This window comes from Thermomonospora cellulosilytica (genome assembly GCF_014138835.1).
GTDB lineage: Bacteria > Actinomycetota > Actinomycetes > Streptosporangiales > Streptosporangiaceae > Thermomonospora > Thermomonospora amylolytica.
The window spans coordinates 2,790,999-2,814,258 of record NZ_JACJII010000001.1; the positions used below are offsets into that span (position 1 = coordinate 2,790,999).

Sequence of the window (23,260 nt, forward strand, 5' to 3'; positions counted from 1 at the left end):
TGTTGTTGCATCGTGAACGACAATGCCCTCCCCCCACCGGTGGACACCGCCGAGTTCCGCCGGGTGGTCGGCCGGTTCGCCACCGGCGTGACCATCGTCTCGACCGTCGCCGACGGGGTCGACCACGCCATGACGGTCAACGCCTTCACCTCGGTGTCGCTGGACCCGCTGCTGGTGCTGTTCTGCGCCGAGAAGGTCGCGCGCTTCCACGACGCCGTGCTGCGCTCGGGGCAGTGGGCGGTGTCGGTGCTGCCGGAGGGCGCACAGGACCTGTCCACCTGGTTCGCCACGCGCGGCCGGCCGCTGGACGACGGGCGGCTCGGCGAGCACCCGTTCAAGCGCGGCCCGCAGACCGGGGCGCCGATCCTCACCGAGGCGGTCGCGTCGCTGGAGTGCCGCACCCACGCCGTGCACGAGGGCGGCGACCACAGCATCGTCGTCGGCGAGGTGCTGGCGGTGGACACGCCGGACCCCGGCGCCCGGCCGCTGCTGTTCTTCGAGGGCCGGTACCGGGGTCTGGCGTAGGGGCGTTTCCGGGACCTGGGGCGGGCGCGCTCAGTCGCGCAGCGCGATCTCCAGCTGGTCCAGCGCCCAGTCCAGGTCGTCCTTCTCGACCACCAGCGGAGGGGCCAGCCGCAGCGTCGTCTCGTGGGTCTCCTTGGCCAGCACGCCCAGCTCCATCAGCCGTTCGCTGACCGGGCGGGCCTTGCCGTTCAGCTCCACCCCGGCCCACAGGCCGCGCCCGCGGACCTCGCGGACCGCGTCGCCGGGCAGCGCGCCGAGCCGCTCGTGCATGTGCGCGCCCAGCACCCGGGACCGCTCCTGGTACTCGCCGGTCCGCAGCATCGCGATCACCTCGCGGGCCACCGCGCAGGCCAGCGGGTTGCCGCCGAACGTGGAGCCGTGCTGGCCGGGCCGGAACACCCCCAGCACGTCGGCGTCGGCGACCACCGCCGACACCGGCAGGATCCCGCCGCCGAGCGCCTTGCCCAGCAGGTACATGTCGGGGACGACGTTCTCGTGCTCGACCGCGAACGTGGTGCCGGTGCGGCCCAGCCCCGACTGGATCTCGTCGGCGATCATCAGCGCCCCGCCCGCGCTGCACAGCTCCCGCACCGCGGTGAGGAACCCGCTGGGCGGCACGTTCACGCCCGCCTCGCCCTGGATCGGCTCGATCAGCACCCCGACCGTGGCCTCGTCCATCGCCGCCTTGAGGGCGTCGACGTCCCCGTACGGGACGGTGCGGAAGCCGGGGGTGTAGGGGCCGTAGGAGTTCCGGGCGTCCGGGTCGGTGGAGAAGCTGATGATCGTGGTGGTCCGGCCGTGGAAGTTGCCCTCGAAGGTGATGATGTTGGCCTCGTCGGCGGGCACGCCCTTGACCTCGTACCCCCACTTGCGGGCGGCCTTGAGCGCGGTCTCCACGGCCTCGGCGCCGCTGTTCATCGGCAGCACCATGTCCTTGCCGGCCAGCTCGGCCAGCTCCTTGACGAACGGCCCGAACTGGTCGTGGTCGAACGCCCGGCTGACCAGCGTCACCCGCTCCAGCTGGCGCTGCGCGGCGGCGATCAGCCGCGGGTTGCGGTGCCCGAAGTTGACCGCCGAGTACGCGGCCAGCATGTCCAGGTAGCGGCGGCCCTCCACGTCGGTCACCCAGGCGCCCTCGGCCTCCGCGATCACGATCGGCAGCGGGTGGTAGTTATGGGCGCTGTGCTCCTCCGACAGCGCACGCAGCGCTTGGGTACGCGTCACGATGCTCCTCCGGCGGTCCGCCGGCCGAACCGTGGCCGGGCGATGACTGTCGGCACCGGGGATCGGCCCGGTGCTGCGGACCCGGCGGCTGGTCACGGGCCCGGGTCCAGCGTATGTTCGGGCCAGGGGGCAGACCAATTGCCGATACCGACTTCGGAGCTGGTGTTCGTTGCGTCTTGACGAGCTTGACCGCCGGATCGTTGCACATCTGCTGGAGAACGCCCGGGCCTCGTTCGCCCAGATCGGCGACGCGATCGGGCTGTCGGCGCCCGCCGTCAAACGCCGGGTCGACCGGCTGCGCGAGGAGGGCGTCATCACCGGCTTCGCCGCGGTGGTCGACCCGGCCGCGCTGGGCTGGACCACCGAGGCGTTCATCGAGATCTTCTACGACGGCGCCCGGTCACCGGAGGAGACCTACGAGAGCGTCCGCAAGCATCCCGAGGTCATCGCCGCCTACACCGTCACCGGCGAGGCCGACGCGCTCATCCACCTGCGGGCCCGCGACATCGCCCATCTGGAGGAGACCCTGGAACGCCTGCGCCGCGAGCCCAACATCGCGCAGACCAAGACCTCCATCGTCCTGTCCCGCCTGATCGGCCGCCCCACCGACGGCCCCGACACCTGACCCCGGTCACTTGTAGACGCGAGGCGTTCCCCAGAAGGCGGCCGCCTTGGGCAGGCAGATGTCGGCGGTCTCCATGTAGAGGATGACGGAGTCGGCGCCGCCCAGGTCGGCCTCGATGTGGCCCGGGAGACGGTGCCGGGCGGCCCTGACACCGATCTCTTCGTCCTCGTCCGCCCTTCCGTCCTGGTCGCGGTCGGCGTACACCACGAAGCGGACCTCCTCATCACGGTCCGATCCGGTCGCGGTGTCGTCCACGCCGACGTCGGCGACGAACAACCGATGCGGTCCCCCCAGGTCGAAGACCGCCTCCCGGGTGTTCTCGCCGTCGCATCCGGCGGCGACGCCGAGGCTCTCGGGGTAGGCCTTGCCGAGCGTCGACCACCTGCCGACGAGCAGCGAGTCCCCGCGCGGCGTCAGATCGGCCAGGTGAACGGGTTCCCCCGTCGGCCGTGGACGCGGGGACGGCGGGGGAGACGGCTGGGTCCCGTCGTCCCCGCCCCCGTTCGCGCCCGGCCGCGGAGCCGCGGTGGGGGCGGAGGCGCTCGCGTCCGCCCTCCCCGGATCCTCTGAAGCGGAGTCGCCGGACAAGGCGACGAAGGCCAGCGCCGGCACCAGCAGCAGCGCCGCCATCCCGGCGCCGGCCGCCACCAGCAGTCCCGACCTCATGCCGTGGCCGCCCGGCGGCGTTCCCGGGACGGGATGCACCGGAGCCGTCGGGGGCGTGCCGGGCGGTCCCGCGAACGCGCCGGTCGGCGGGGGAGGGGCGGCGGAGAAGGGGGCCAGCAGCCGCGTCACCTCGGACGGCAGCCAGCCGGGCTCCGGGGCGGCGCCGCCCGGGTTGAGTTCGTCCATCAGCTCGCGCAGCGCGGGCCGGGCCGCCGGGTCCTTGCGCAGGCAGCGTTCGATCAGCGGGCGCAGGTCGTCCGGGCAGCCGGTCAGGTCGGGCTCCTCCCGGGCGATGCGGTACAGCACCGCCGGGTCCGGCCCCTCACCGAACGGGGACCGGCCGGTCGCGGCGAAGAACACCAGCACGCCCAGCGCGAACACGTCCACGGCCGGGGTGGACGGGCGGCCCAGGGCCTGCTCGGGCGCCATGAAGTGCGGGGTGCCGATCCGTACCCCGGTGCGGGTCAGCGGGGTGGCGTCGGCGGCGCGGGCGATCCCGAAGTCGATCACTCGCGGGCCGTCCTCGGCGAGCAGCACGTTGGACGGCTTGAGGTCGCGGTGGATGATCCCGGCGCGGTGGATCGCCTCCAGCGCCTCGGCCACCCCGGCGGCCAGCGGCCGCACCGTCTGCGGCGCCAGCGGCCCGTTCCCGGCGACGACCGCGGCCAGCGACGGACCGGGCACGTACGCGGTGGCCATCCACGGCCGGGGCCCGTCGAGGTCGGCGTCGATGACGGGCGCGGTGTACAGGCTCTGCACCCGCTGCGCGGCGGTGACCTCCTGGCGGAACCGGCGCCGGAACTCCGGATCGTCGGCGAACTCGGGCCGCACCACCTTGATCGCGAGCCGTCGCCCGCTCTGGGTGGCGGCCAGGTACACCCGGCCCATCCCGCCCGCCCCGATCCGCGCCAGGACCCGGTACCCGCCGAGCTGGGCGGGGTCGTCGGGGAGCAGCGGTTCGAACACGTCGTTCGGCCTCAACGAGGCACCTCCTCGGGAGCGGCGCCGCCCGATCATCTCTGCGTGATCGCGCGCGGGGGCGTCGTCGATTTCCTACCTTGGGCGGCCATGTCCTGTCAGGGTTTTCGCGCACGGCGGTCGTGGCCGTTGTCGGCCGCCCCGGCCGGGGGCGTTTGATCGCCGGGGAGTACGCTCTGCGCCATGGAGTTCGCGACCGCCGATCTGATCGACGAGTTCGACGCCGAGCTGGCCAGCTGCCAGACCCAGTTCCGGCAGTACGGGGGCCGCACGGCGTTCGCCGGGCCGATCGCGACCGTGCGCTGTCACCGGGACAACGCCCTGGTCAAGCAGGTGCTGAACGGTCCCGGCGAGGGACGGGTGCTGGTCGTGGACGGCGGCGGCTCGCTGGCCTCCGCGCTGATGGGCGACATGATCGCCGCGTCCGCGGTGGAGAACGGCTGGTCCGGCGTGGTGATCCACGGGGCGGTCCGCGACGTCGCCACCCTGCGGACCCTGGACCTCGGCATCAAGGCGCTGGGCTCCAACCCGCGCAAGAGCGCCAAGGCGGGCGCGGGCGAGGTCGACATCCCGATCAGGTTCGGGGGCGCCGAGTTCACCCCCGGCCACTGGCTCTACAGCGACGAGGACGGCATCGTGGTGGCCTCCCGCCGCCTGGTCTGACCCTCGTCCCCCGGCCCACGCCGTTCCGCGCGGGAGCGCAGGCGGCGGAGCATCCGGGCGTCCTGGAACCCGACCGCCCGGGCGGCGGCCTCCACCGTGGCGCCCTGCCCGATCAGGTGCTCGGCCCGTTCCAGCCGCAGCAACTGCTGGTAGCGCAGCGGCGTCAGCCCGGTCGCCCGGACGAACGCCCTGGTCAGCGTGCGTTCACCGATCCCCGCGGCGGCGGCCAGCTCCGCCAGCGTCAGCCGTTCGGTGAACCGCGCGTCGATGACGTCCTGCACCCGGTGCACCACGTCGCTGAGGTGGGCCCGGTGCCGCAGCATCACGCTGGCCTGCGGCTCCTCCCCGTTCCGCCGCGCGTACACCACCATCGACCGGGCCACCCGCGCCGCCGCCCCCGGCCCGTGCCGCACCGCCACCAGATGCAGCGCCAGGTCGATCCCGCTGGCGATCCCCGCCGACGTCACCACCCGGTCGTCGATGACGAACAGCACGTCCCGCACCACGGTCGCCTTCGGATACCGCTCGGCCAGCTCGTCCTGCAGCGCGTGATGGGTGGTGCAGCGCCGCCCGTCCAGCAGCCCGGCCCGCCCCAGCGCCTCGGCCCCCGCGCACACGCTCGCGACCGTCCCGCCCCTGGCGTGATGCTCGGCCAGCCGGGCGGCGAGCTCCCACCCGATTCCCCCGTGCCCCCGCAACGTGGGAGCCCGCCATCCCGGCACCAGGAGGAGGTCGTCCGGCCCGAGTTCCGGCCACCGCGTCTCGGCCTGCAGCGTCATCCCCTGCGCCGAGAGGACGTCCGGCCGTTCGGCCACATAACGCAGCTCGTACCCGAACCCCAGGTCCGCCGCCATCGAGAACACCTGCGCCGGCCCCGCCAGATCCAGCAGGTGCACCCCGGGGACCAGCAGGAAGACCACCCTCCGCACGATCAGGTCACCCTCCCACCGGTGCCGTCGCCACCACCTCCCCAACGGTACGGACCTTCGCGAACCGTCCCGCCAGCGCGTACACCGTCCGCTCGATGATCTCGTCCGTCCCCAGCGTCAGCGGGTCGGCCAGCACCTCCTCCACCGGCCGGTCCCTGGGCGCATCCCGGTGCGGGATGGGCGTCGTGGCCGTCGCGTCCACCACGAACGTCACCGCGTACCCCAGGTCCGAGGCCAGCCGGGCGGTGGTCTCGCAGCACTGCTCGGTCCGGATCCCGCACACCACGACCTCCCGGACGCCCCGCAGGGTCAGCACCTGCTGCAGGTTCGTGGTCGTGAACGCATTGTGCGAACTCTTCGTCAGCACGGGCTCCCCGTCCCGCACCTCGAGCCCGTCCATCAGCCGGACGAACCCCGACGCCGGATCGAACACCGTCCCCGACCCGGGCTCCGCGTGCAGGACCCAGACCACCAGGTCCCCCCGTTCCCGGGCGTCCTCGACCAGCCGGCGGACCGACCCCACGATCTCCGGATTGGAACTGGCGGCCCAGATCTCCTGCCGCCGGAACGACTCCTGCACATCGATCACAACAACCGCTCGCGTCATGCCCCCACCCTCCCGTCCCCCACCCCCGCTCCACCAGTCCCGATCCGGCCCCACCCCGGACCGATCCGGTCACCGCCACCGCCCCCGTCAGCCCTCGAGAACCACCACCTCAGGCAGCGACCCGCTCACAACGGCCCCAGCCGCCCCCGGATCGATACGGCCGGGTCTGTCCAGTTAACGGTGTAACTGGATCTTGTTCGGGTTAGTTTCGGGCTGCGGCCAGGCGGCCTTCGAAGGCGATGTCGAAGGCGTTCAGGGCGGGCTTCCAGCGCTTCATCCAGCGTCGGCGGCCGGTGCCGGTGGGGTCCAGGCTCATGATGGCCAGGTAGACGCACTTGAGGGCGGCCTGCTCGTTGGGGAAGTGCCCGCGGGCCTTGACCGCGCGGCGGATGCGGGCGTTCACCGACTCGATCGCGTTGGTGGAGCACACCACCGTGCGGATTTCGGGGTCGAACTGCAGGAACGGCACGAACTCGGCCCAGGCGTTCTCCCACAGCCGCACGATCGCCGGGTACTTGCTCCCCCATTCCTCGGCGAACTCCAGCCATCGTTCGGTCGCCGCCGACTCGGTCGGCGCGGTGTAGACCGGCTTGAGCGCCCTGGCGATGGCGTCCCAGTCCTGGCGTCCCGCATAGCGGAAGGAGTTGCGCAGCAGGTGGACGATACAGGTCTGCACCAGCGCCTGGGGCCACACGTGCGCGACCGCATCCGGCAGGCCGCTCAGCCCGTCGCAGACCACCATGCACGCGTCGGCCACCCCCCGGTTGCGCAGCTCGGTGAGGACCTGCAGCCAGTACTTGGCGCCCTCTCCGCCGCCGTCGCCGGCCCACAGACCCAGGATGTCGCGGGTGCCGTCGACGGTGACCGCCAGCGCCACGTAGATCGGACGGTTGGCGACCTGGCCGTCGCGGATCTTGACCTGGATGGCGTCCAGGAAGATCACCGGGTAGACCGGGTCCAGCGGCCGGTTCTGCCACTCGGTCATGCCGTCGATGACCTTGTCGGTGATGGTGGAGATGGTCTGCTTGGACACGCTGGCGCCATAGACCTCGGCCAGGTGGGCGGAGATCTCGCCGTGGGTGAGGCCCTTGGCGCTCAGCGACAGCACCATCTCGTCCACCCCGCTCAGGCGGCGCTGCCGTTTGCGGACGATCTTCGGTTCGAACGTGCCCTCACGGTCGCGGGGAACGTCGATCTCGACCGGGCCGACCTCGGTGGTGACGGTCTTGGTCCGGTGGCCGTTGCGAAAGTTGGCGCCGGCCACGGCGGCCCGTTCGTGTTTGTCGTAGCCGAGGTGGTCGGTGATCTCGCCCTCGAGCGCGGACTCCAGCACCCGCTTGGTCAGCTGCTGCAGCAGCCCACCCTCACCGGTCAGATCCAGCCCTTGCCCGCGGGCTTGGGCCACCAGCTGACCGATCAGGTCCTGGTCGACCCCGGCCGGCTCGTCGGACTTGGCCACTGCGGCGTCCGCCTTCGCTTCAGTTGTCGTCATCAGGTGTCACTCCTTGATCAGGAGTTACACCGAAAACCGTACAGTCCCATACGGCCACCCTGACTCGTCAGACTCGTGATCCGCGGCGGAACGGCGACCGAGACCAGATAACGCCTGGCGAAAGCCTCCCGGAGCCGGGAATTCAAGAGGCTGACATCGAGCGGCTGTCAGCCCAACTTGCGCAGTTGCTTCGTGAGTATCTCGGTGGCCCGCCCGGCCGTCGGCTCACCGGATCCGTCAGGCTCCGTCCGCTCCCAATAAGCCGTCGCGATCAGGAGATTGCCGCGCACCGCGTAGTCGTACATGTAATGCAGTACGTTGTACTTGGTGTAGTTCCTGGGTATGACCTGTCTCTCAAGGCCCCGCAGGTGCTGCCACCCCATGAGCGAGTCCTCGTTCACCCGCCATGTGTCATCGTGTGGGAACAGCGTGAAATTCTTTCTCACCCGCCTGGGCGGAACATGCTGCTTCGCCGGGCAGGAACGAGCCTTTTGTCTCAGTGTCGTGTAGGCCTCGGCGGCACCTGCCGGACTGGGGAAGCGGGCGATCAACTGTGCATAGCGCACCTCGTCGGCCGCCCGCCGGGTTCGGTTGGCGAACTGGCGGAAAATGAGTTCAGGATCGCCTGGAAGCTTGACTTCCGACAGTGAGCAGGAGGGGGCTTTCTTGGATTTGAACGGCAAGAACTCGACCGGAGCGCTGAAGATTTCCTTGCCGACTTCCTCCGGTGTCAGCAGACGCGCCCTGACGTGCTCGGCCGTGTAGCGGGGAGGTGCGCTGGGAGAAGGTGAGGTGGTCGGCGCCTGACGAGTGCGGGGCCGCTCGTCACTGCCGCTGCAGCTTGTGATGCCGGCGATCGCGGCCAGGGTGACGGCGATGAGCCGGCCCCTGCGGTTCGTCGCTCGAGTGGAGTCTCTCGTCATCATGGCCGAGAGTTGGTCTGGATCTCACTGACGACCAGAGGATGCGGCAATGATGTGCTGGTCAAGGGGTCCAGTGCTCCGCCCGGGGAGTCGCAATCACTCCCGGTGCACGTCCAGGTCACATTGAAGGTGATGGTCGCGGTGATCTGGTGGGCGCCGCCGGGCGCGCTCGTAGAGGAGCGGCGGAACACATAGCTGCACGCGTCGCTGGACCTGCCGCCCGGGCTCTGGCAGATGATGCTCGTCTCTCCCAGATGCCAGGTCACGCTGCTCGGAGTCGCAGTCGCGACAACGGTTTGATCTCCCGCACTGATCGGTGCCGTGGACACCGGTTCGAAGCCGTCCACCCATAGCCTGGTGCGGAGGCCGACGAAAGTTTTATTGCTCGGTGCGGTGTGCACCGTGGGAAGCGGCAGTTGCGCCGATGAACGAGCCTGCTCGGCCAGGTCCTGTGTTGCAGGCGCGGGTGGCGGTTCGGGCTCGGGGTCGGTGGCCCCTGGGCCGCCTTCGCCATTTTGGTCTACTTCCGGGATGTCCGTGGATCCGCCACCACCTCCTCCTGAGCCGGTACCGCCGGTGCCGGACCCCGAGCCTCCGTCGCTCACACCGCACCCAATGCCCTGCCCTCCCGCACTGCATGGGTCGGCGTGAGACTGCGATGTGCCCATGACCGTACTGCCCAACAGAACGGTCGAACTGGCGATCGTTACCGCAGCGGCGCGTGCTATGCCGTGACGTATGCTCACAAGTGGCTGGCCGCTGCTCTGGCGAGACCGGGTGTTGCTCGGTGAGGTCAGCATGGCTTGTCTCGCTTTGTATTCGAAACTTTCCAGGTTCCCGATGTGTATTTGACAGCCGTCCGGTAGCGGTAAGTCCCGCCCTTGCTGGATCCCAGGCGTTTGCCGGTTTTGGTGGAGTAGCGGTAGGCGGCGAGGGTGCGCATGCAGTCGACCACGTAGACGGTGCGGCCGTCTTTGGAGCGGGCGTAGACCTGGGGGTTGGAGATGTTGACGAAGCGCCAGATCTCGCCTTTGGCGCGGGTCTTCTCGATGTCCTCGGTGACGGTGGTGAGGAGGGGGTCGGTGGCGACCGGGGGGAGATGGGAGGGGTCGTTGGTCTCGTAGGCCTTCTTGTAGGCCTGCTGGTAGGCGGCGTAGCTGCGGAGGACCTGGGCGTCGACCTGCTCGGTGGGCAGGGCCTCGGGGGCTGCCGGGGTGGCGGCGGTCGCGGCCGGGTCGGTGAGGGTGCCGGAGGGGCGGAACGTGCCGCCGGCGGGGTTCGAGGCGCAGGCTGTGATCAGTCCGGCCAGGGCTAGGGGGCCTAGGGGCCGAACGGTCCGGGCGAGCATGCCAACCCCTGATCGGATGCGGCTTCTTGGGGATGCGGGGTACGGAGCGAAGCTTACAGAGACGCATGTGGCGGGAAAAGAGGTTCGTTGCGTCACGGTTGGCTAACGGGTGGCCGGTTAGGGGAGTGTGTCCTTCGGGATGCTTGGATTTGTCTCGGTTGTGCGCGTTCCGCTGGGGGTGTGGTGTAAGCGCCCGTCGTGAACGGACGGTTCCCGGGGGCGAAACCGTGGGTGGTGGTCGGGTTTGCGGTGGTGGGCGGCCCGTTCTGATGTCGCATTCCGCGGTGGGAACGACGAGCGGCTCGGGAGGCTGCTGGAGCCGGTGTTAGTGGCGGCCTATCTCGCTGACCAGGTCCAGGGCCAGGAGCAGGTCCAGGTGGATGAACGTCTCCAGCTTGGAGCCGGGGGCCACGTCGGGGTCGTCGGCCAGGCGTTCCAGGATTGCCAGGGCGGCCGGGGTGTCGAGGTCGTCGGTGAGGGCGGCTTCGGCCTCGTCGGCGTAGGGGCGGTTGAGGGGCCTGCCGGGGGAGTCGGCCCACTGGGCCATGAGGGTCCGCCAGCGCCCGAGCCGGGGACGGGCGGCCTCCAGTTCCTCGGCGACGTTCACCGGCTCGCGGTACCGGGTGCGCAGGATCGCCAGGCGCAGCGTCACCGGGTCCGCGTCCGCGGGGACGTGCTCCAGGGCCGGAGTGAGGACCAGGTGAGAGGCGGGCACCGGGCGTTCGGCGATCACCACGTGGGCGGTCGCCGGGTCGCCTTCGTCGAAGTCGGGGATGTTGTGGTCGGCCGGCCTCCAGTCCTGCGGGGGCGGGCCTGAACGGGTGGTCAGCACGCGGCGGCGCCGCCGGGCCAGGACACGGCGCAGCACGTCGGCCATGACGAAGGCGCGCAGGCCGTTCCCGTGAACGTGCAGGTGCAGCGGGCCCGGCGGCAGGTCCTGGAGCCGGTCGCCCGCCGCGTCGTACAGCCGTGCCGTCTCGGACATCGCGATCCGGTCAGCGCCCGGGGGCCGCTGGGGATTCGGACGGAGGTTCCCCCACCGGAGGAACGGGAGGCAACGGTCCCGTCTCGGTGACACCCGGATGCGGCATCGGGCCACCGGGCGGCGCCGTCATCACCGGGCCGGCCGCGTCCGGCGGAACGGCACCGTGCGCGTGCATCGGCGGAACGGCGGCCTGCGGCGAAGGCACCTGCTGCGGTGCGGTCGGGGCGTGGCCCGCCGCGGCGGGATTGGCCGCCTGCGCCGGCGGGATGCCGGTCTCGGGCATGGGGGGATGCGCCGGCTGGGGAACGGTCGCACCGGGCTGGACCTGCTGGGGAGCGGTGGCCCCGGCCATGTGCGGGACCGCCCCGGATGCGGGCGGCGTCTGCTGGTGAACGCCGTGCGGGACACCCGCAGGCGTCCCGTGCGGCGGAGTACCCGCAGGCCCGGCCGCCTGCTGCGGCGCGGTCGAGGGCTGCCCGGCGGCGGGCGCTCCCTGTGGCTGAGCGTGCGGGGCGCCGACAGGCACGGTCGGCTGCTGCCCGGCGGGCGCTCCGTTGGGGTGCGCGGAGGGCGCGCCCGCGGGCGGTTGCTGGACGGTGGCCGTGGGCGTGGCCTGTGCGGCGGGTGCGCCCGCAGGTCCGTTGGGATGCGCAGAAGGCGTGTCGGTGGGACCGACCGGCTGCTGGGCGGTGGCCGTGGGCGTGCCGTGCGCCTGCGTAGGCGAGGCGTCTGCGGCCGGACGCCGGCCTGCGGTGGGCGCCCCGTTGGGGCCGGTGGGATGCGGGCCTGCGGTGGGCGTGCCGTGTGGCTGTGCGTGTGGGGCGCCCGTGGGTGCGGCCGGGTGCTGACCGGGGGCGGGCGTCCCGTTGGAGTGGGCGGTGCCCGGCGTGCCGTGTGGGGGTGTGCCGGGGCCGGTGGGCGGCTGCTGGGCGGTGGCGTGAGCCTGTGCCGTGGGGGGCGGGGTGCCGGGGGCCTGCGGGGGGACCGTGGGGCGGGTGCGGATGTTGACCGGGCCGTCCGACGGGGCGCCGCCTCGGGGCGCGCCCTGGCCGGGGGCGTTCGGGCCCTCCGGCATGGGGGTGCTGCCGTCCGGCTTGCGGACGGCGGCGAAGCGGAGGCGGACGTAGTCGGCGACCCAGCCGGACTCGCGGCGCAGGGCGGGGGCGGCCAGTTCGTTGATGCGGGCCAGCAGGGGCTCGACGATCTCCGGCGGGACCTCCTTGAGCGCGCCGGCGGCGAACACCCGGACCCAGTCGGCGGCGCCGTTGGGACCCTCGGTCATCCGGGTGGGGCGGTCGAAGTACTCCAGCAGCCGGACGGTGAACCCGGCGTTCTCCAGCCGGGTGGCGTACTCGGCGGGCGTGGGGAAGTACCAGGGCAGCTCGGGCTCGTTCAGGCCGAAGATCCGCCAGGCGGTCTGCATCGCGGCGATCAGCTCGGCGCAGTTGCCGGCGCCGCCCATCTCGGCGACGAACCGGCCGCCGGGGCGCAGCGCGGCGTGCACGGCGTTGATCACCGCGTCCGGGTCGCGGGTCATCCAGTGCAGCGCGGCGTTGGAGGCCACCGCGTCGTACGGCTCGCTGGTGGTGAAGTCGTGGGCGTCGCCGACCGCGAACGACAGGTCCGGGTAGGTCGCCGCCGCCTGCGCGATCATCTCCGGCGACCCGTCGATGCCCAGCACCGTGGCGCCGCGCTCGGCGATGGCGGCCGAGAACGTCCCGGTGCCGCAGCCCAGGTCGATGATGCGCTCGTCCGGCTGCGGATCGAGCAGGTCGACCAGCGGAGCGCCGTGCGCGGAGACGTATCCGAAGGCGGTGTCGTACGTCGCAACGGCCCAGTTCACGCTCGTAACTTAGCCGACCCGAAAGCCGTTGGAGCGGTGGTTGCCGCAGGGCATACGTCACTCCGCCCCGGACGTTACGGCCAGCGGTCGGGCGGGAACGTTCGGTCGCTTGCGTCCCGTTGGGAAATCCGCCCATCCGCCCGGTACGGTGCCGACATGGGGACGAACGGCGCAGTGACCGTCACCGGCCGGGAGGAGCCCGCCGGGCTGACGCTGCGGACCTCGGGCCTGTCGGCGCGCGGCCTGCCCGAGATCGCCGTCACCGGCCTGCCCCCGTACCTCGGCCAGGCGTGGGCGCGGATCCTCGCGGTGCTGGCCTTCCGCCTGGCCGCCGCGGCCCGGTCCGGCGACGACGTGCCCGCGACCGTCGCCCTCACCCCGGACGACCTGCGCGCCGCCGTCGGCGAACGGTCCACCGGATGGGACGAGACGGTCATCGGCCTGCGGAACGACGGCGAGCACCTGGCTCCCGTGCCGCCCGGGGACTTCGCCGGCACCCTCGACCAGTGGCGGCTCGACCTGGCCACCCGCCTGTTCCCCGCCGCCCGCAGCTAGCGCGCCGCCCGCGGACGCGCGCGTACGGTGCGCGAACGTGATCCTAGAATCACGTTCGATCGGCGCGCCGCCAGACACGAGGAGGGCCCACGGTGACGTACACCGAGATCGAGTACGAGGTGAAGGACCGGATCGCCACGGTGACGCTCAACCGGCCCGACCGGATGAACGCCTACACGTTCACGATGCGCAACGAGATGCTCGACGCGTTCGACCGGATCGACGCCGACGACGAGGTGCGGGCGGTCGTGGTGACCGGGGCGGGGCGGGCGTTCTGCGCCGGGGCCGACCTGGAGGCCGGGGGCGACACGTTCAACAAGGACAAGCGCCAGGACATGTTCGCCGGTGAGGACGTGCTGGAGGACGGCACGCCCCGCGACGGCGGCGGAACGGTGGCGCTGCGCATCGCCCGGTGCCTCAAGCCCGTGATCGCCGCGTTCAACGGGGCGGCCGTGGGGGTCGGGGTGACGATGACGCTGCCGATGGACATCCGGCTGGCGTCGGAGAAGGCCAGGTTCGGGTTCGTGTTCGCGCGGCGCGGCATCGTCAGCGAGGCGGCCTCGAGCTGGTTCCTGCCCCGGGTGGTCGGCATCTCGCAGGCCATGGAGTGGGTGGCGACCGGCCGGATCTTCGACGCCCGGGAGGCGCTCGAGGGGCGGCTGGTCTCCAGGGTGTACGCGCCCGACGAGCTGCTGCCGGCCGCCTACGGGCTGGCCCGGGAGATCGCCGACAACACCTCGGCGGTGTCGGTGGCGGCGATCCGGCGGCTGATGTGGTCGGGCCTGTCGGCGACCACCCCGTGGACCGCCCACGAGGCCGACTCCCGGCTGATGGCCGCGATGGGCGCGTCCCCGGACGCCGCCGAGGGGGTCACCTCGTTCCTGGAGAAGCGCCCGGCGGAGTTCCCGATGCGGGTCAGCACCGACCTGCCGCCCCAGGTGCCCGACTGGCCGCTGCGCTGAACGACCGGTTCGTCCTGGTCGGGGCGGGTATTCCGGTGGCGCGAGAGCCATCGGAGGTGATCTGTGCTGATCAGGTCGACGGCGGTTCTGGTGACCGCGGGGGCCGGGCTGGCGCTGTTATCGGCGTGCGGACACGGCCACCATCGGATCCATGTGGCGGCGGACCGGACCCAGCAGCCGCGCCCGGCCCGGGGAACGGCCCAGGCCACCCCGTCCCGGGCGGTGGACTGCGCCGTGGCCCGGTGCGCGGCGCTGACGTTCGACGACGGGCCCGGCCCGCACACCGCGCGGCTGCTGGACCTGCTGCGGCCGACGCGGGCGCGGGCCACGTTCTTCGTCGTCGGCAGGCAGGTGCGGCCGAACGCGGCGGTGGTGCGGCGGATCGTCGCCGAGGGGCACGAGATCGGCAACCACACCTGGTCGCACGCCCGGCTGCCGGGGCTTCCGGAGGGGGCGATCAGGGCGGAGGTCGACCGCACCCAGGACGCCGTCCATGACGTGACGGGGGTGCGGCCGAGGGTGTTCCGGCCCCCGTACGCGGTCACCGACGCCCGGGTCGGCCGGGTGGCGGGCCTGCCGCAGGTGATGTGGAGCGTGGACCCCATGGACTGGCGCGCCCGGAAACCGGAACGGATGAAACGGGTGATCGAGGAGACCGTCCGCGACACCCGTCCCGGCGGCATCGTCCTGCTCCACGACACGCACGGCCCGACCGTGTCGGCGATCCCCGAGCTGGTCGCCCGGCTGGAACGCCAGGGCTACGAGCTCGTCACCGTCTCCGAACTCTTCCGCGGCGTCCCACTACGCCCCGGCAGCCCGTACCGGCACCGCTGAGCGGGTGCGCCGGACGAGGAGCCCGTCCGGTCCCGCCGGGTCCGGATGCGGCCAGGCGTGCTCGGGGCCCGGAACGACGGGGATGCGGGACCATATCTCCCCGTGACCGTATCGCCGCATGGAGACGACGACTCGATGCCCCCTGCCGAAGACCCCTCCGGCACTCTGGTACTGCGCCGTTCCGGCGGATGGCCGCTGGCGGTCTCCGTCGCCCTGGCCATGGCGCTCGCCGCCCTGGGGGTGGTCCGCGCGCCGCAGGCGCTGTGGCTGACGTTCCTGATGGTGGCGGTGTCCGCGCTGGTGGTCGGCGCCTGGCTGCGGATGCGGATCGAGGTGCGGCCGGACGGGCTGTGGATCCGGAGCCTGCGCACGGCCCGGCTGGTGCCCTGGTCGGCGGTGATGGCGGCCTACCGGTCGGGGAGGACCGTCACCGTCGTGCACTCCGACGACCGGATGATCGTGCTGCCCGGCGCGCTGCGCCACTCCGGCGGGACGCTGACGGCCGACGAGATGCTCGGCCTGCTCCAGCGGCGGATCGAGGAGCACGCGCCCGAGCCCGAACAGGCCCTCGCCGATCCGGAGCGCGTCGAACGCCGCGTGGGCGGGCGCGGGGCGCTCGTCGTCCTGTTCACGGTCGCCGGGGCGTTCGCGGCGGGCGCGGTGGCCGCGGGCACGCTCACCGGCACGCCGCAACTGGCGGGCCTCCCCGCCGTCCTGGCGATCATCACCGGCATCGTCGGGCTGCAACTGGCCCGGGCGGTCACCGTGATCGACGCCGAGGGCGTTCGCAGCCGGGGTGCCTTCCGCACGACGTTCGTTCCCTGGTCGGACGTCAAGGACGTGCGCTTCAAGGAGGACGTCCCGATCCGGCAGGTGGAGTTGGAACGGCACAGCGGCGGCATCGTGACGCTGACCGCCCTGACCGACGGCCGGGGCCCGGAAGGCCTGGACCTGGACGACCTGGTCGACCTGATCCGCCGCCGCGGCCTGGGCGCCGCCGACTAGATCCGGGGCGACCGCCCCCGGCCGGGGACGGCTGAACGGTCAGCGGCGGCGGGGCGGGGGAGGGGGCGGCACGACCTTGCCGGCGACGACGACGTCGCGGGGGACCTCGACCAGCTCGCCGGTGCGGCGGCGGACCGTCAGGACCCCGTTCTCCCAGGACTCGAGGACGCCCACGACGTCGCTGTACTGCCCGCTGGGCAGGCGGCGGCGCAGCGACACCCGCCGCCCCACGTCCGCCTCCGAGACGGAGACCACGAGGCGGGCGGCGAAGTGGGCGGACATCAGGCGGACCCCCTGTCGAATGAAGTGTCCCGCTGCCGCAATACTAGGTGGTGCGAGCTTGCGGTGAGCCGTGGCGCACGGCGGGGCCGGAAGAACCCGAGAGGAGTCACGACGTGACCTACGTCATTGCGCAGCCCTGTGTGGACCTGCTCGACAAGGCGTGCATTGAGGAATGCCCGGTCGACTGCATCTATGAGGGCAAGCGTCAGCTCTACATCCACCCGGACGAGTGCGTCGACTGCGGTGCGTGCGAGCCCGTCTGCCCGGTTGAGGCCATCTACTACGAGGACGACGTGCCGGAGCAGTGGAAGGAATTCTACAAGGTCAACGTGGAGTTCTTCGACGACCTGGGCTCGCCCGGCGGCGCCTCCAAGGTGGGCAAGATCGACAAGGACCACCCGTACGTGGCCGCCCTGCCGCCGCAGACCCACGACGAGTGACCGGCCGCCCGGGAGCGCTCCCCGGGACGTGACCGGTGCGGGGGGACGGCCCCGCGGATGACCGGCCCCCGTCGCGGCGCGGCGGGAGGACGACCCCGTGCACGTCGTACGACCGTCAGGCCGTGGCCTCGCCTCGAGGCCACGGCCTGACGGTTGTACCGGGCGGACATCGTGCGCGGGCCGACGACGAGGAGAGACGGAACGGTGCGTACGCTCCCGGACTTCCCCTGGGACCGGCTGGCCCCCTACAAGCGGCGGGCCGCCGCCCACCCCGGCGGGTTGGTGGACCTGTCGGTCGGCACGCCCGTCGACCCGACGCCCGAGCCCGTCCGGCGGGCGCTGGCCGAGGCGGCGGACGCACCGGGCTACCCGCAGACCTACGGCACGCCCGCGCTGCGCGAGGCGGTCGCCGGATGGCTGCGCCGCCGGCTCGGGGTGGCGGGCGCCGACCCGGCCGCCGTGCTGCCGGTGATCGGCACCAAGGAACTGGTGGCCTGGCTGCCGACGCTGCTGGGCGCCGGGCCGGGCGACCGGGTGGTGTTCCCGACGCTGGCGTACCCGACCTACGACGTGGGCGCCCGGCTGGCGGGGGCCGAGCCGGTGGCCGCCGACGGGCTGCTGACCCTGGGCCCGGTCACCCCCAAGATCATCTGGGTCAACTCGCCGTCCAACCCGACCGGCCGGGTGCTGCCCGCCGAGCACCTGCGCAAGGTGGTCTCCTGGGCCCGCGAACGCGGCGCGCTGGTGGTCAGCGACGAGTGCTACATCGAGCTGGCCTGGGACGACGACCCCGCCAGGCAGCCGGTGTCGGTCCTGCACCCGGACGTGTGCGGCGGCTCCCACGAGGGGCTGCTGGCGGTGCACTCGCTGTCCAAGCGGTCCAACCTGGCCGGCTACCGGGCCGGTTTCGTCACCGGCGACCCGGCCGTGGTCGCCGGGCTGCTGGAGATCCGCAAGCACGCCGGGATGATCGTTCCCGCGCCGGTGCAGGCCGCGATGACCGTCGCGTACGGCGACGACGCCCACGTGGAGGAGCAGAAGGCCCGCTACGCCAGGCGGCGGGCGGCGCTGCGGGAGGCGCTGACCGCGCACGGCTTCCGCATCGACCACTCCGAGGCGTCGCTGTACCTGTGGGCCACCCGCGACGAGCCCTGCTGGGACACCGTCGCCCACCTCGCCGACCTCGGCATCTGCGTGGCGCCCGGCGAGTTCTACGGAGCGGCCGGGGCACGGCACGTCCGGGTCGCCTTCACCGCCACCGACGAACGGGTCGACGCCGCGGTCTCCCGCCTCCGAGACCGAATTGGAACCTGATCGGCCGATCTGACATCGGATGCATGTTGCGTCCGGCGCCTACCCGATCGGTAGGATCCGGCACGCCGGGTGATGGGCCGGAACCCGCAGGTGGAGGTGGGGCATGCAGGCAGCGGTGATCGCGCTGCTGGCGTTGATCCTGGTCGCCCTGGTCGTCCTCATCGTGGTCCTGGTCCGGCGCTCCAAGGAACGCCCGCAGCAGGAGCCCGCACGGCCCGCCGACCCGTTCGCCTCGGTCGGCGAGGTCGCCGGGGACCCCCGTTCGCTCAAGGCCGGAGACCTGGTCGAGTACCTGGGCACCCGGTACTTCGTGCGCGGCTCGGTGCGGTTCCGGGAGGGCGGCTACACCTGGAGTGAGCACCTGCTGGACGCCGACACCGCCGAGGGCGCCAAGGTGTGGATCTCCGTCGAGGAGGACCCCGACCTCGAGGTCGTCTGGTGGACCGAACGCGACGTCGGCGACCTCAGGCCCGACAGGCCCACGCTGACCCTGGACGGGGTGGAGTACCGGCGCGAGGAGCACGGCACCGCCGAGTACCGCACCGAGGGCACCACCGGCCTCGGGACCGGCGGCCGGGTCGAGTACGCCGACTACGAGGGCCCCGGCGGGCGCTACCTGTCGTTCGAGCGGTTCGACGGCGGCGCCTGGGAGGCCGGCACCGGTGAACGCGTTCCCACCGGGACGATGACGATCTACCCGGGAAGCTGACCGCCGTGCGCGCCGCCCTCGACACCCCCTACCTGGACACCCGCGCCGACGCGCTGTCGTTCGCGCTGGGCCTGGAGCCGCTGGACGCCCTGGCCGTGCTGCCGGTGGAACGCGGCGGGATCCGGGTGGAGCTGCGCCTGCTCGGCGCCTCCCACCAGATCTTCGCCGGACCGGTCAGCGAGACCGTCGCCTGCCTGCCCGGCGATCCCGGGCCGCTGCCCGGCGGCATGCGCGCCGACGTGGCCGGCTGGGGCTACGACTTCCGGGCCCGCGTCGAGGCCCATCCCACCGATGCGGCGTTCGCGTCGACCGTGCGGCGGCTGTGCGAACGGCTCGCCGACCGGGACGACGCGCTCACCGGAACGTTCCCCGGATCCCCGCACGCGGTGACCGCGCTCGCCCTGGACGGCGATCCGGACACCGGCTCCCTGGGCTGGCGCACCTGGCACGCCTACCCCCAGACCAGGGAGATCGTCGTCACCCGCACCCTCCTGGAGATCGCGTGAGACATTACGTGGGCGGCGGCATCGCGGCCGTGCTCGGGGCGATCGTGCTGGCCGCAGCGCTGGTCAGCGGGAACACCTCGCCGCACGGCTGGATCAGCTCGCACTACACCAGAATCGGCAACGGCGTCTACAAGGCCAACGGGGCGCCGCTGAGCGTGGCGGCCGCCATCTCCCGCAAGTTCAAGCCCAGCGACCGGGCCTACGACCCGTCCGGGGTGTTCCTGCGCTACCCCAGGCACATCGTGGCGGTGCTCCCCGTCGCGGGCGGCAGCCAGGTCCTGGTCGACGACATCGACCGGGGCTACCGGCGGCACCACAGCTACGTGGGCTCCCGCTGGGGCGGCCCCGGCGGGCGCGCCTCCACCTTCCGCGGCGGCGGCCCGGGCGGAGGCGGCAAGTGAGCCAGAACAGCGGCAAGACCGCCCACATCTGGGTCTGGACGATCGTCATCTCCCTGGTCATCGTCGGGATCGTCATCGCCGCCGAGAGCAGCGACAACGACGACGACGTGGTGATCACCGGCGGCGGGCTGTTCGGCTCCCGGGGCGCCGAGCACCTGGTGGAACGGCTCAACGACGCCACCCGGACCCAGCGGATCTGCTACGGCTGGGTGATCGACACCGACACCAGCTGGGGGTACGACGAGTACACCACCCCGGTCCGGCCCGCGAACCCGGCCGTCCCCCTGCCGCCCAGCGCGACCGACGTCCCCGTCCCCGGCGACGGCGAGACGGACGTGGGCTCCAACCTCGGCACCGGCCTGGACCCCCGCGACCACCCCCGGCAGTGCCCCAAGTGGGTGGTGTTCACCGCGAGCTACCAGTACGACATCCTCGACGAGGAGTGGACCTCGGTCGTCACCGACATCGACGCCAACCTGCCGGTCGGGCTCAGCGACGCCGACCTGACGCGGGCCGGGATCACCCGGGCCGACCTGCTCGGCGCCCAGGCCAACGCCCGGCTCGCCGACGCGGTCGGGGCACTGCCCATGATCGTCGCCGAGAAGGGCGCCGCCCCACCGGTGCCGCAGACCGCCGCCTCCGCCCCCACCTCCGGGGACAGGGCCACCCCGCCCGGGATCGCCCGCTACGTGTGGATGGCCGTCGGCGGCACGCTCATCGCCGTGGGCCTCATCTGGATCGTTTTCGCCGTCGTACGCAGCCGTAGGAGTGCCTGATGCTGAACGAGCTCATCGAGGAAGGCGGGGCCGCGCTGGCGTACGGCGCGGTCGGCGTCGCCCTGCTGGCCCTCGGGTTCCTGGTGGTCGAGATCACCACCCCCGGCAAGCTGGGCCGCCAGATCTGGACCGAGCACAACCGCGGCGCGGCCCTCATCCTGGCCGCCAAGCTGGCCGGGGTCGGCGCCATCGTCACCACCGCCATCGCCGCCAGCGAGGACGGCCTGGCCGAGGGCCTGGCCAGCACCGCGGTGTACGGGGTGCTCGGGATCGTCATCATGACCCTGGCGTTCTACCTGCTCGACCTGCTCACCCCGGGCAGCCTGGGCGCCACCGTGGTCGGCGAGGAGGGCCAGACCCCGACCGGCGGCGGCATGGCCCCCGCCTGCTGGGTCGTCGCCGCCACCGACCTGGCCATCGCCGCCATCGTGGCGGCCGCGATCTATTAGCGCTCGCTCCGCTCGCGCGGCTCGCGCGCCTGGGGACGCGCGGCCGTGCGGTCGTCGTTTTCAAGATCGCTCGTTCCTCGCGATCTTGAAAGCCTCCTCCCTTACGGCCGCGCGGGCGCGCTCGCGGTGGCCTCCAGTGCCTTCGGGTGCGGGGTCTTGGAGATCTTGGGAGTTCACGCCTGTCGTCGCCGGAGTGCGAGGCAGGCGTGAGCCGTTCGTGCGGGCCGGTAGCCTGCCGCCGGACAAAGGGGGAATGCGGTGACCGCTGACCAGCGCGGTGAGCACGGCGATGGCGCCGAGAACGCCCAGAACGGCGAGTCGTCGGCGGCTCCCCCGGACGCGGCGGAGTCCGCCGGAGGCGTGCGCGGTGCCGAGCCGGATGCCGGAGACGCCCAGAACGGCGAGTCGTCCGGGGCGGGCTCGGAGACGGGGGCGGCCGGGTCTGCTGGGAGCGCGCGGGGTGGTGAGTCGGACCCTGCACCCGAAGGTGCTGAAGGCCACCGCGAGCGCGCCCGCGTGGCCGTGAGGGAGGAGCCTTCAAGATCGCGAGGAACGAGCGATCTTGAAGGCGACGACCGAACGGCCGCGCGTCCCCGGGCGCGCGAGCCGCGCGAGCGGAGCGAGCGCGATCAACTACGCGCGCTCGCCGCCGCGCCGGAGGCGCGGCGGGCAAGCACAGCCAGGGCGCTGGTGCTGATGGCGGTGTTCGGGTGTGCGGCGTGCGGGCTGGTGTACGAGCTGGCGCTGGTGGCGCTGGGGAGTTACCTGATCGGCAACTCGGTGACGCAGGCGTCGATCGTGTTGTCGGTGATGGTGTTCGCGATGGGGGTCGGGTCGCTGGCGGCCAAGCCGCTGCAGCGGCACGCGGTGATCGCGTTCGCCGGGGTCGAGGGGGCGCTGGCGCTGCTGGGCGGGCTGTCGGTGCTGTCGCTGTACGCGGCGTACGCCTGGCTCGGGCTGTACGTGCCGGCGCTGGTCGTGGTGGCGTTCGCGGTGGGGCTGCTGATCGGGGCGGAGATCCCGCTGCTGATGACGTTGCTGCAGCGGATCCGCAAGCAGGACGCGGGCAGCGCGGTGGCGGACCTGTTCGCCGCCGACTACGTGGGGGCGCTGATCGGGGGGCTGGCGTTCCCGTTCCTGCTGCTGCCGATCTTCGGGCACATCAAGGGCGCGCTGCTGGTGGGGGCGTGCAACGCCGTCGCGGGCATGGCGGTGGTGCTGTGGCTGTTCCGCGGGCAGGTGCGGCGCGGGGCGCGGGCGGTGCTGTGGGCCGGGCTGGCGGGCGTGCTGGTGGTGCTGGGCGGGACGTACGCGCTGGCGGACCGGTTCGAGGTGTCGGCGCGACAGGCGCTGTACCGGGACCCGATCGCGCTGGCCGAGCAGACGCCGTACCAGGAGATCGTGATCACCCGGTCGGTGCGGCTGTCGGGGCGGCCCGACCTGCGGCTGTTCCTGAACGGGGACCTGCAGTTCTCCTCGATCGACGAGTACCGCTACCACGAGGCGCTGGTGCATCCGGCGATGGTGGGGCCCCGGGCGAACGTGCTGGTCCTCGGCGGCGGCGACGGGCTGGGCCTGCGGGAGGTGCTGCGGTACCGCGACGTGCGGCAGGTGACGCTGGTGGAGCTGGACCCGGAGATGATCCGGCTGGCGCGCGGCTACGAGGAGCTGGCCGAGCTGAACGGGCGCGCGTTCGACGACCCCCGGGTGCGGGTGGTCAACGCGGACGCGTTCACCTGGCTGCGCGGGCGGGTGGCGCAGCGGGCGGCCGGGTTCGACGTGGTGATCGTGGACTTCCCCGACCCGGACGACGTGTCCACCGCCAAGCTGTACTCGCAGGAGTTCTACGGGCTGCTGCGGCGGGCGCTGGCCCCCGGCGGCCGGGCGGTGGTGCAGTCGGGGTCGCCGTTCTTCGCGCCGAAGTCGTTCTGGTGCATCGGCCGGACGATCGGGGCGGCCGGGCTGGCCACCACCCCGTACCACCTGGACGTGCCGAGCTTCGGGGACTGGGGGTTCGTGCTGGCCACCGAGGGGGAGCGGGCGCCGGGGCTGCGGGTGGACCCGGCCGTGGCGGGCGGGCTGCGGTTCCTGGACCAGCAGGTGCTGCAGGCGTCGGCGGTGTTCGCCCGGGACCTGCGGCGCACCGACGTGGAGATCAACACGCTGGTCAAGCCGACGCTGGTGGAGTACCAGCGTCAGGAGTGGCGCGACCTTTAGGG

At 72.5% G+C, this 23,260-nt stretch carries 25 protein-coding genes; 15 read left to right on the plus strand and 10 right to left on the minus strand.

Annotated elements, in window-relative coordinates; all coding sequences use genetic code 11:
• Positions 1 to 12 precede the first annotated feature (12 nt).
• Positions 13 to 525 (plus strand): flavin reductase family protein, encoded by a 513-nt coding sequence (locus tag HNR21_RS13425; protein WP_233358962.1) that lies wholly within the window; start codon positions 13 to 15, stop codon positions 523 to 525.
• Positions 526 to 555: 30 nt separating this feature from the next.
• On the opposite strand, the gene rocD is transcribed toward HNR21_RS13425, so the two are convergent.
• Positions 556 to 1,752: an ornithine--oxo-acid transaminase gene (rocD, locus tag HNR21_RS13430; RefSeq protein WP_312881563.1), complete on the minus strand. Its 1,197-nt coding sequence runs from the start codon at positions 1,750 to 1,752 to the stop codon at positions 556 to 558.
• A 166-nt stretch (positions 1,753 to 1,918) separates the two neighbouring features.
• On the opposite strand from rocD, the gene HNR21_RS13435 reads away from it, so the two are divergent.
• A complete protein-coding gene (locus HNR21_RS13435; protein WP_119727388.1) occupies positions 1,919 to 2,374 on the plus strand; it encodes an Lrp/AsnC family transcriptional regulator in 456 nt (151 codons plus the stop codon).
• A 6-nt stretch (positions 2,375 to 2,380) separates the two neighbouring features.
• Here HNR21_RS13435 and HNR21_RS13440 read toward each other — a convergent pair whose 3' ends face one another.
• Positions 2,381 to 4,021, minus strand: a complete 1,641-nt coding sequence (locus tag HNR21_RS13440; RefSeq protein WP_246442138.1) for a serine/threonine-protein kinase — start codon at positions 4,019 to 4,021, stop codon at positions 2,381 to 2,383.
• A 180-nt stretch (positions 4,022 to 4,201) separates the two neighbouring features.
• Here HNR21_RS13440 and rraA point away from each other — a divergent pair, with 180 nt between their 5' ends.
• Complete coding sequence (rraA, locus tag HNR21_RS13445) at positions 4,202 to 4,681, plus strand: ribonuclease E activity regulator RraA (protein WP_119727390.1); 480 nt, start codon at positions 4,202 to 4,204, stop codon at positions 4,679 to 4,681.
• Here the strand turns inward: rraA and HNR21_RS13450 are convergent.
• The 7 genes from HNR21_RS13450 to HNR21_RS36350 all read right to left on the minus strand — a co-directional run bounded on the left by HNR21_RS13450 (position 4,633) and on the right by HNR21_RS36350 (position 12,808).
• Positions 4,633 to 5,610, minus strand: a complete 978-nt coding sequence (locus tag HNR21_RS13450; protein ID WP_182705484.1) for a GlxA family transcriptional regulator — start codon at positions 5,608 to 5,610, stop codon at positions 4,633 to 4,635. The genes rraA and HNR21_RS13450 overlap by 49 nt on opposite strands.
• Positions 5,611 to 5,617: 7 nt before the next feature.
• Positions 5,618 to 6,217: a cysteine hydrolase family protein gene (locus HNR21_RS13455; RefSeq protein ID WP_182705485.1), complete on the minus strand. Its 600-nt coding sequence runs from the start codon at positions 6,215 to 6,217 to the stop codon at positions 5,618 to 5,620.
• A 202-nt stretch (positions 6,218 to 6,419) separates the two neighbouring features.
• Positions 6,420 to 7,676, minus strand: coding sequence for an IS256 family transposase (locus tag HNR21_RS13460; RefSeq protein ID WP_376766621.1), 1,257 nt, complete (start codon positions 7,674 to 7,676; stop codon positions 6,420 to 6,422).
• 200 nt (positions 7,677 to 7,876) lie between these two features.
• Positions 7,877 to 8,635: a hypothetical protein gene (locus HNR21_RS13465; protein ID WP_182705486.1), complete on the minus strand. Its 759-nt coding sequence runs from the start codon at positions 8,633 to 8,635 to the stop codon at positions 7,877 to 7,879.
• A gap of 790 nt (positions 8,636 to 9,425) precedes the next feature.
• Positions 9,426 to 9,980, minus strand: coding sequence for a hypothetical protein (locus HNR21_RS13470; RefSeq protein ID WP_182705487.1), 555 nt, complete (start codon positions 9,978 to 9,980; stop codon positions 9,426 to 9,428).
• A gap of 325 nt (positions 9,981 to 10,305) precedes the next feature.
• Positions 10,306 to 10,965 (minus strand): hypothetical protein, encoded by a 660-nt coding sequence (locus tag HNR21_RS13475; RefSeq protein WP_182705488.1) that lies wholly within the window; start codon positions 10,963 to 10,965, stop codon positions 10,306 to 10,308.
• A gap of 10 nt (positions 10,966 to 10,975) precedes the next feature.
• Positions 10,976 to 12,808: a class I SAM-dependent methyltransferase gene (locus HNR21_RS36350; RefSeq protein WP_312881017.1), complete on the minus strand. Its 1,833-nt coding sequence runs from the start codon at positions 12,806 to 12,808 to the stop codon at positions 10,976 to 10,978.
• A 156-nt stretch (positions 12,809 to 12,964) separates the two neighbouring features.
• Here HNR21_RS36350 and HNR21_RS13485 point away from each other — a divergent pair, with 156 nt between their 5' ends.
• From HNR21_RS13485 to HNR21_RS13500, 4 genes are all read left to right on the plus strand, one after another.
• Complete coding sequence (locus HNR21_RS13485; RefSeq protein WP_119727396.1) at positions 12,965 to 13,363, plus strand: hypothetical protein; 399 nt, start codon at positions 12,965 to 12,967, stop codon at positions 13,361 to 13,363.
• Positions 13,364 to 13,455: 92 nt separating this feature from the next.
• Positions 13,456 to 14,325: a crotonase/enoyl-CoA hydratase family protein gene (locus HNR21_RS13490; protein WP_182705489.1), complete on the plus strand. Its 870-nt coding sequence runs from the start codon at positions 13,456 to 13,458 to the stop codon at positions 14,323 to 14,325.
• A 63-nt stretch (positions 14,326 to 14,388) separates the two neighbouring features.
• Positions 14,389 to 15,159 (plus strand): polysaccharide deacetylase family protein, encoded by a 771-nt coding sequence (locus tag HNR21_RS13495; protein WP_182705490.1) that lies wholly within the window; start codon positions 14,389 to 14,391, stop codon positions 15,157 to 15,159.
• Positions 15,160 to 15,294: 135 nt separating this feature from the next.
• A complete protein-coding gene (locus tag HNR21_RS13500) occupies positions 15,295 to 16,164 on the plus strand; it encodes a PH domain-containing protein (RefSeq protein ID WP_182705491.1) in 870 nt (289 codons plus the stop codon).
• A gap of 39 nt (positions 16,165 to 16,203) precedes the next feature.
• Here the strand turns inward: HNR21_RS13500 and HNR21_RS13505 are convergent, their stop codons facing one another.
• On the minus strand, positions 16,204 to 16,446 hold the full coding sequence (locus tag HNR21_RS13505) for a putative acetyltransferase (protein WP_182705492.1): 243 nt from the start codon (positions 16,444 to 16,446) through the stop codon (positions 16,204 to 16,206).
• A gap of 113 nt (positions 16,447 to 16,559) precedes the next feature.
• Between HNR21_RS13505 and fdxA the strand changes: the two genes are divergently transcribed.
• The 8 genes from fdxA to HNR21_RS13545 all read left to right on the plus strand — a co-directional run bounded on the left by fdxA (position 16,560) and on the right by HNR21_RS13545 (position 23,258).
• Positions 16,560 to 16,886, plus strand: a complete 327-nt coding sequence (fdxA, locus tag HNR21_RS13510) for a ferredoxin (protein ID WP_119727401.1) — start codon at positions 16,560 to 16,562, stop codon at positions 16,884 to 16,886.
• A gap of 204 nt (positions 16,887 to 17,090) precedes the next feature.
• Positions 17,091 to 18,200: a succinyldiaminopimelate transaminase gene (gene dapC, locus HNR21_RS13515; RefSeq protein ID WP_182705493.1), complete on the plus strand. Its 1,110-nt coding sequence runs from the start codon at positions 17,091 to 17,093 to the stop codon at positions 18,198 to 18,200.
• A 103-nt stretch (positions 18,201 to 18,303) separates the two neighbouring features.
• Positions 18,304 to 18,909 carry a DUF4178 domain-containing protein gene (locus tag HNR21_RS13520; RefSeq protein WP_182705494.1) on the plus strand — a complete coding sequence of 202 codons (606 nt, stop codon included), beginning with the start codon at positions 18,304 to 18,306 and terminating at the stop codon, positions 18,907 to 18,909.
• 5 nt (positions 18,910 to 18,914) lie between these two features.
• Complete coding sequence (locus tag HNR21_RS13525) at positions 18,915 to 19,415, plus strand: DUF2617 family protein (RefSeq protein ID WP_119727404.1); 501 nt, start codon at positions 18,915 to 18,917, stop codon at positions 19,413 to 19,415.
• Positions 19,412 to 19,816: a DUF4247 domain-containing protein gene (locus tag HNR21_RS13530; protein WP_182705495.1), complete on the plus strand. Its 405-nt coding sequence runs from the start codon at positions 19,412 to 19,414 to the stop codon at positions 19,814 to 19,816. The genes HNR21_RS13525 and HNR21_RS13530 overlap by 4 nt, the downstream gene beginning before the upstream one ends.
• Complete coding sequence (locus tag HNR21_RS13535) at positions 19,813 to 20,592, plus strand: hypothetical protein (protein WP_182705496.1); 780 nt, start codon at positions 19,813 to 19,815, stop codon at positions 20,590 to 20,592. Before HNR21_RS13530 ends, HNR21_RS13535 begins: the two co-directional genes overlap by 4 nt.
• Entirely contained in the window at positions 20,592 to 21,041 is a 450-nt protein-coding gene (locus tag HNR21_RS13540; RefSeq protein ID WP_182705497.1) for a DUF350 domain-containing protein, read from the plus strand. Before HNR21_RS13535 ends, HNR21_RS13540 begins: the two co-directional genes overlap by 1 nt.
• Positions 21,042 to 21,557: 516 nt before the next feature.
• Positions 21,558 to 23,258, plus strand: a complete 1,701-nt coding sequence (locus tag HNR21_RS13545; RefSeq protein WP_376766624.1) for a polyamine aminopropyltransferase — start codon at positions 21,558 to 21,560, stop codon at positions 23,256 to 23,258.
• Positions 23,259 to 23,260: the final 2 nt, after the last annotated feature.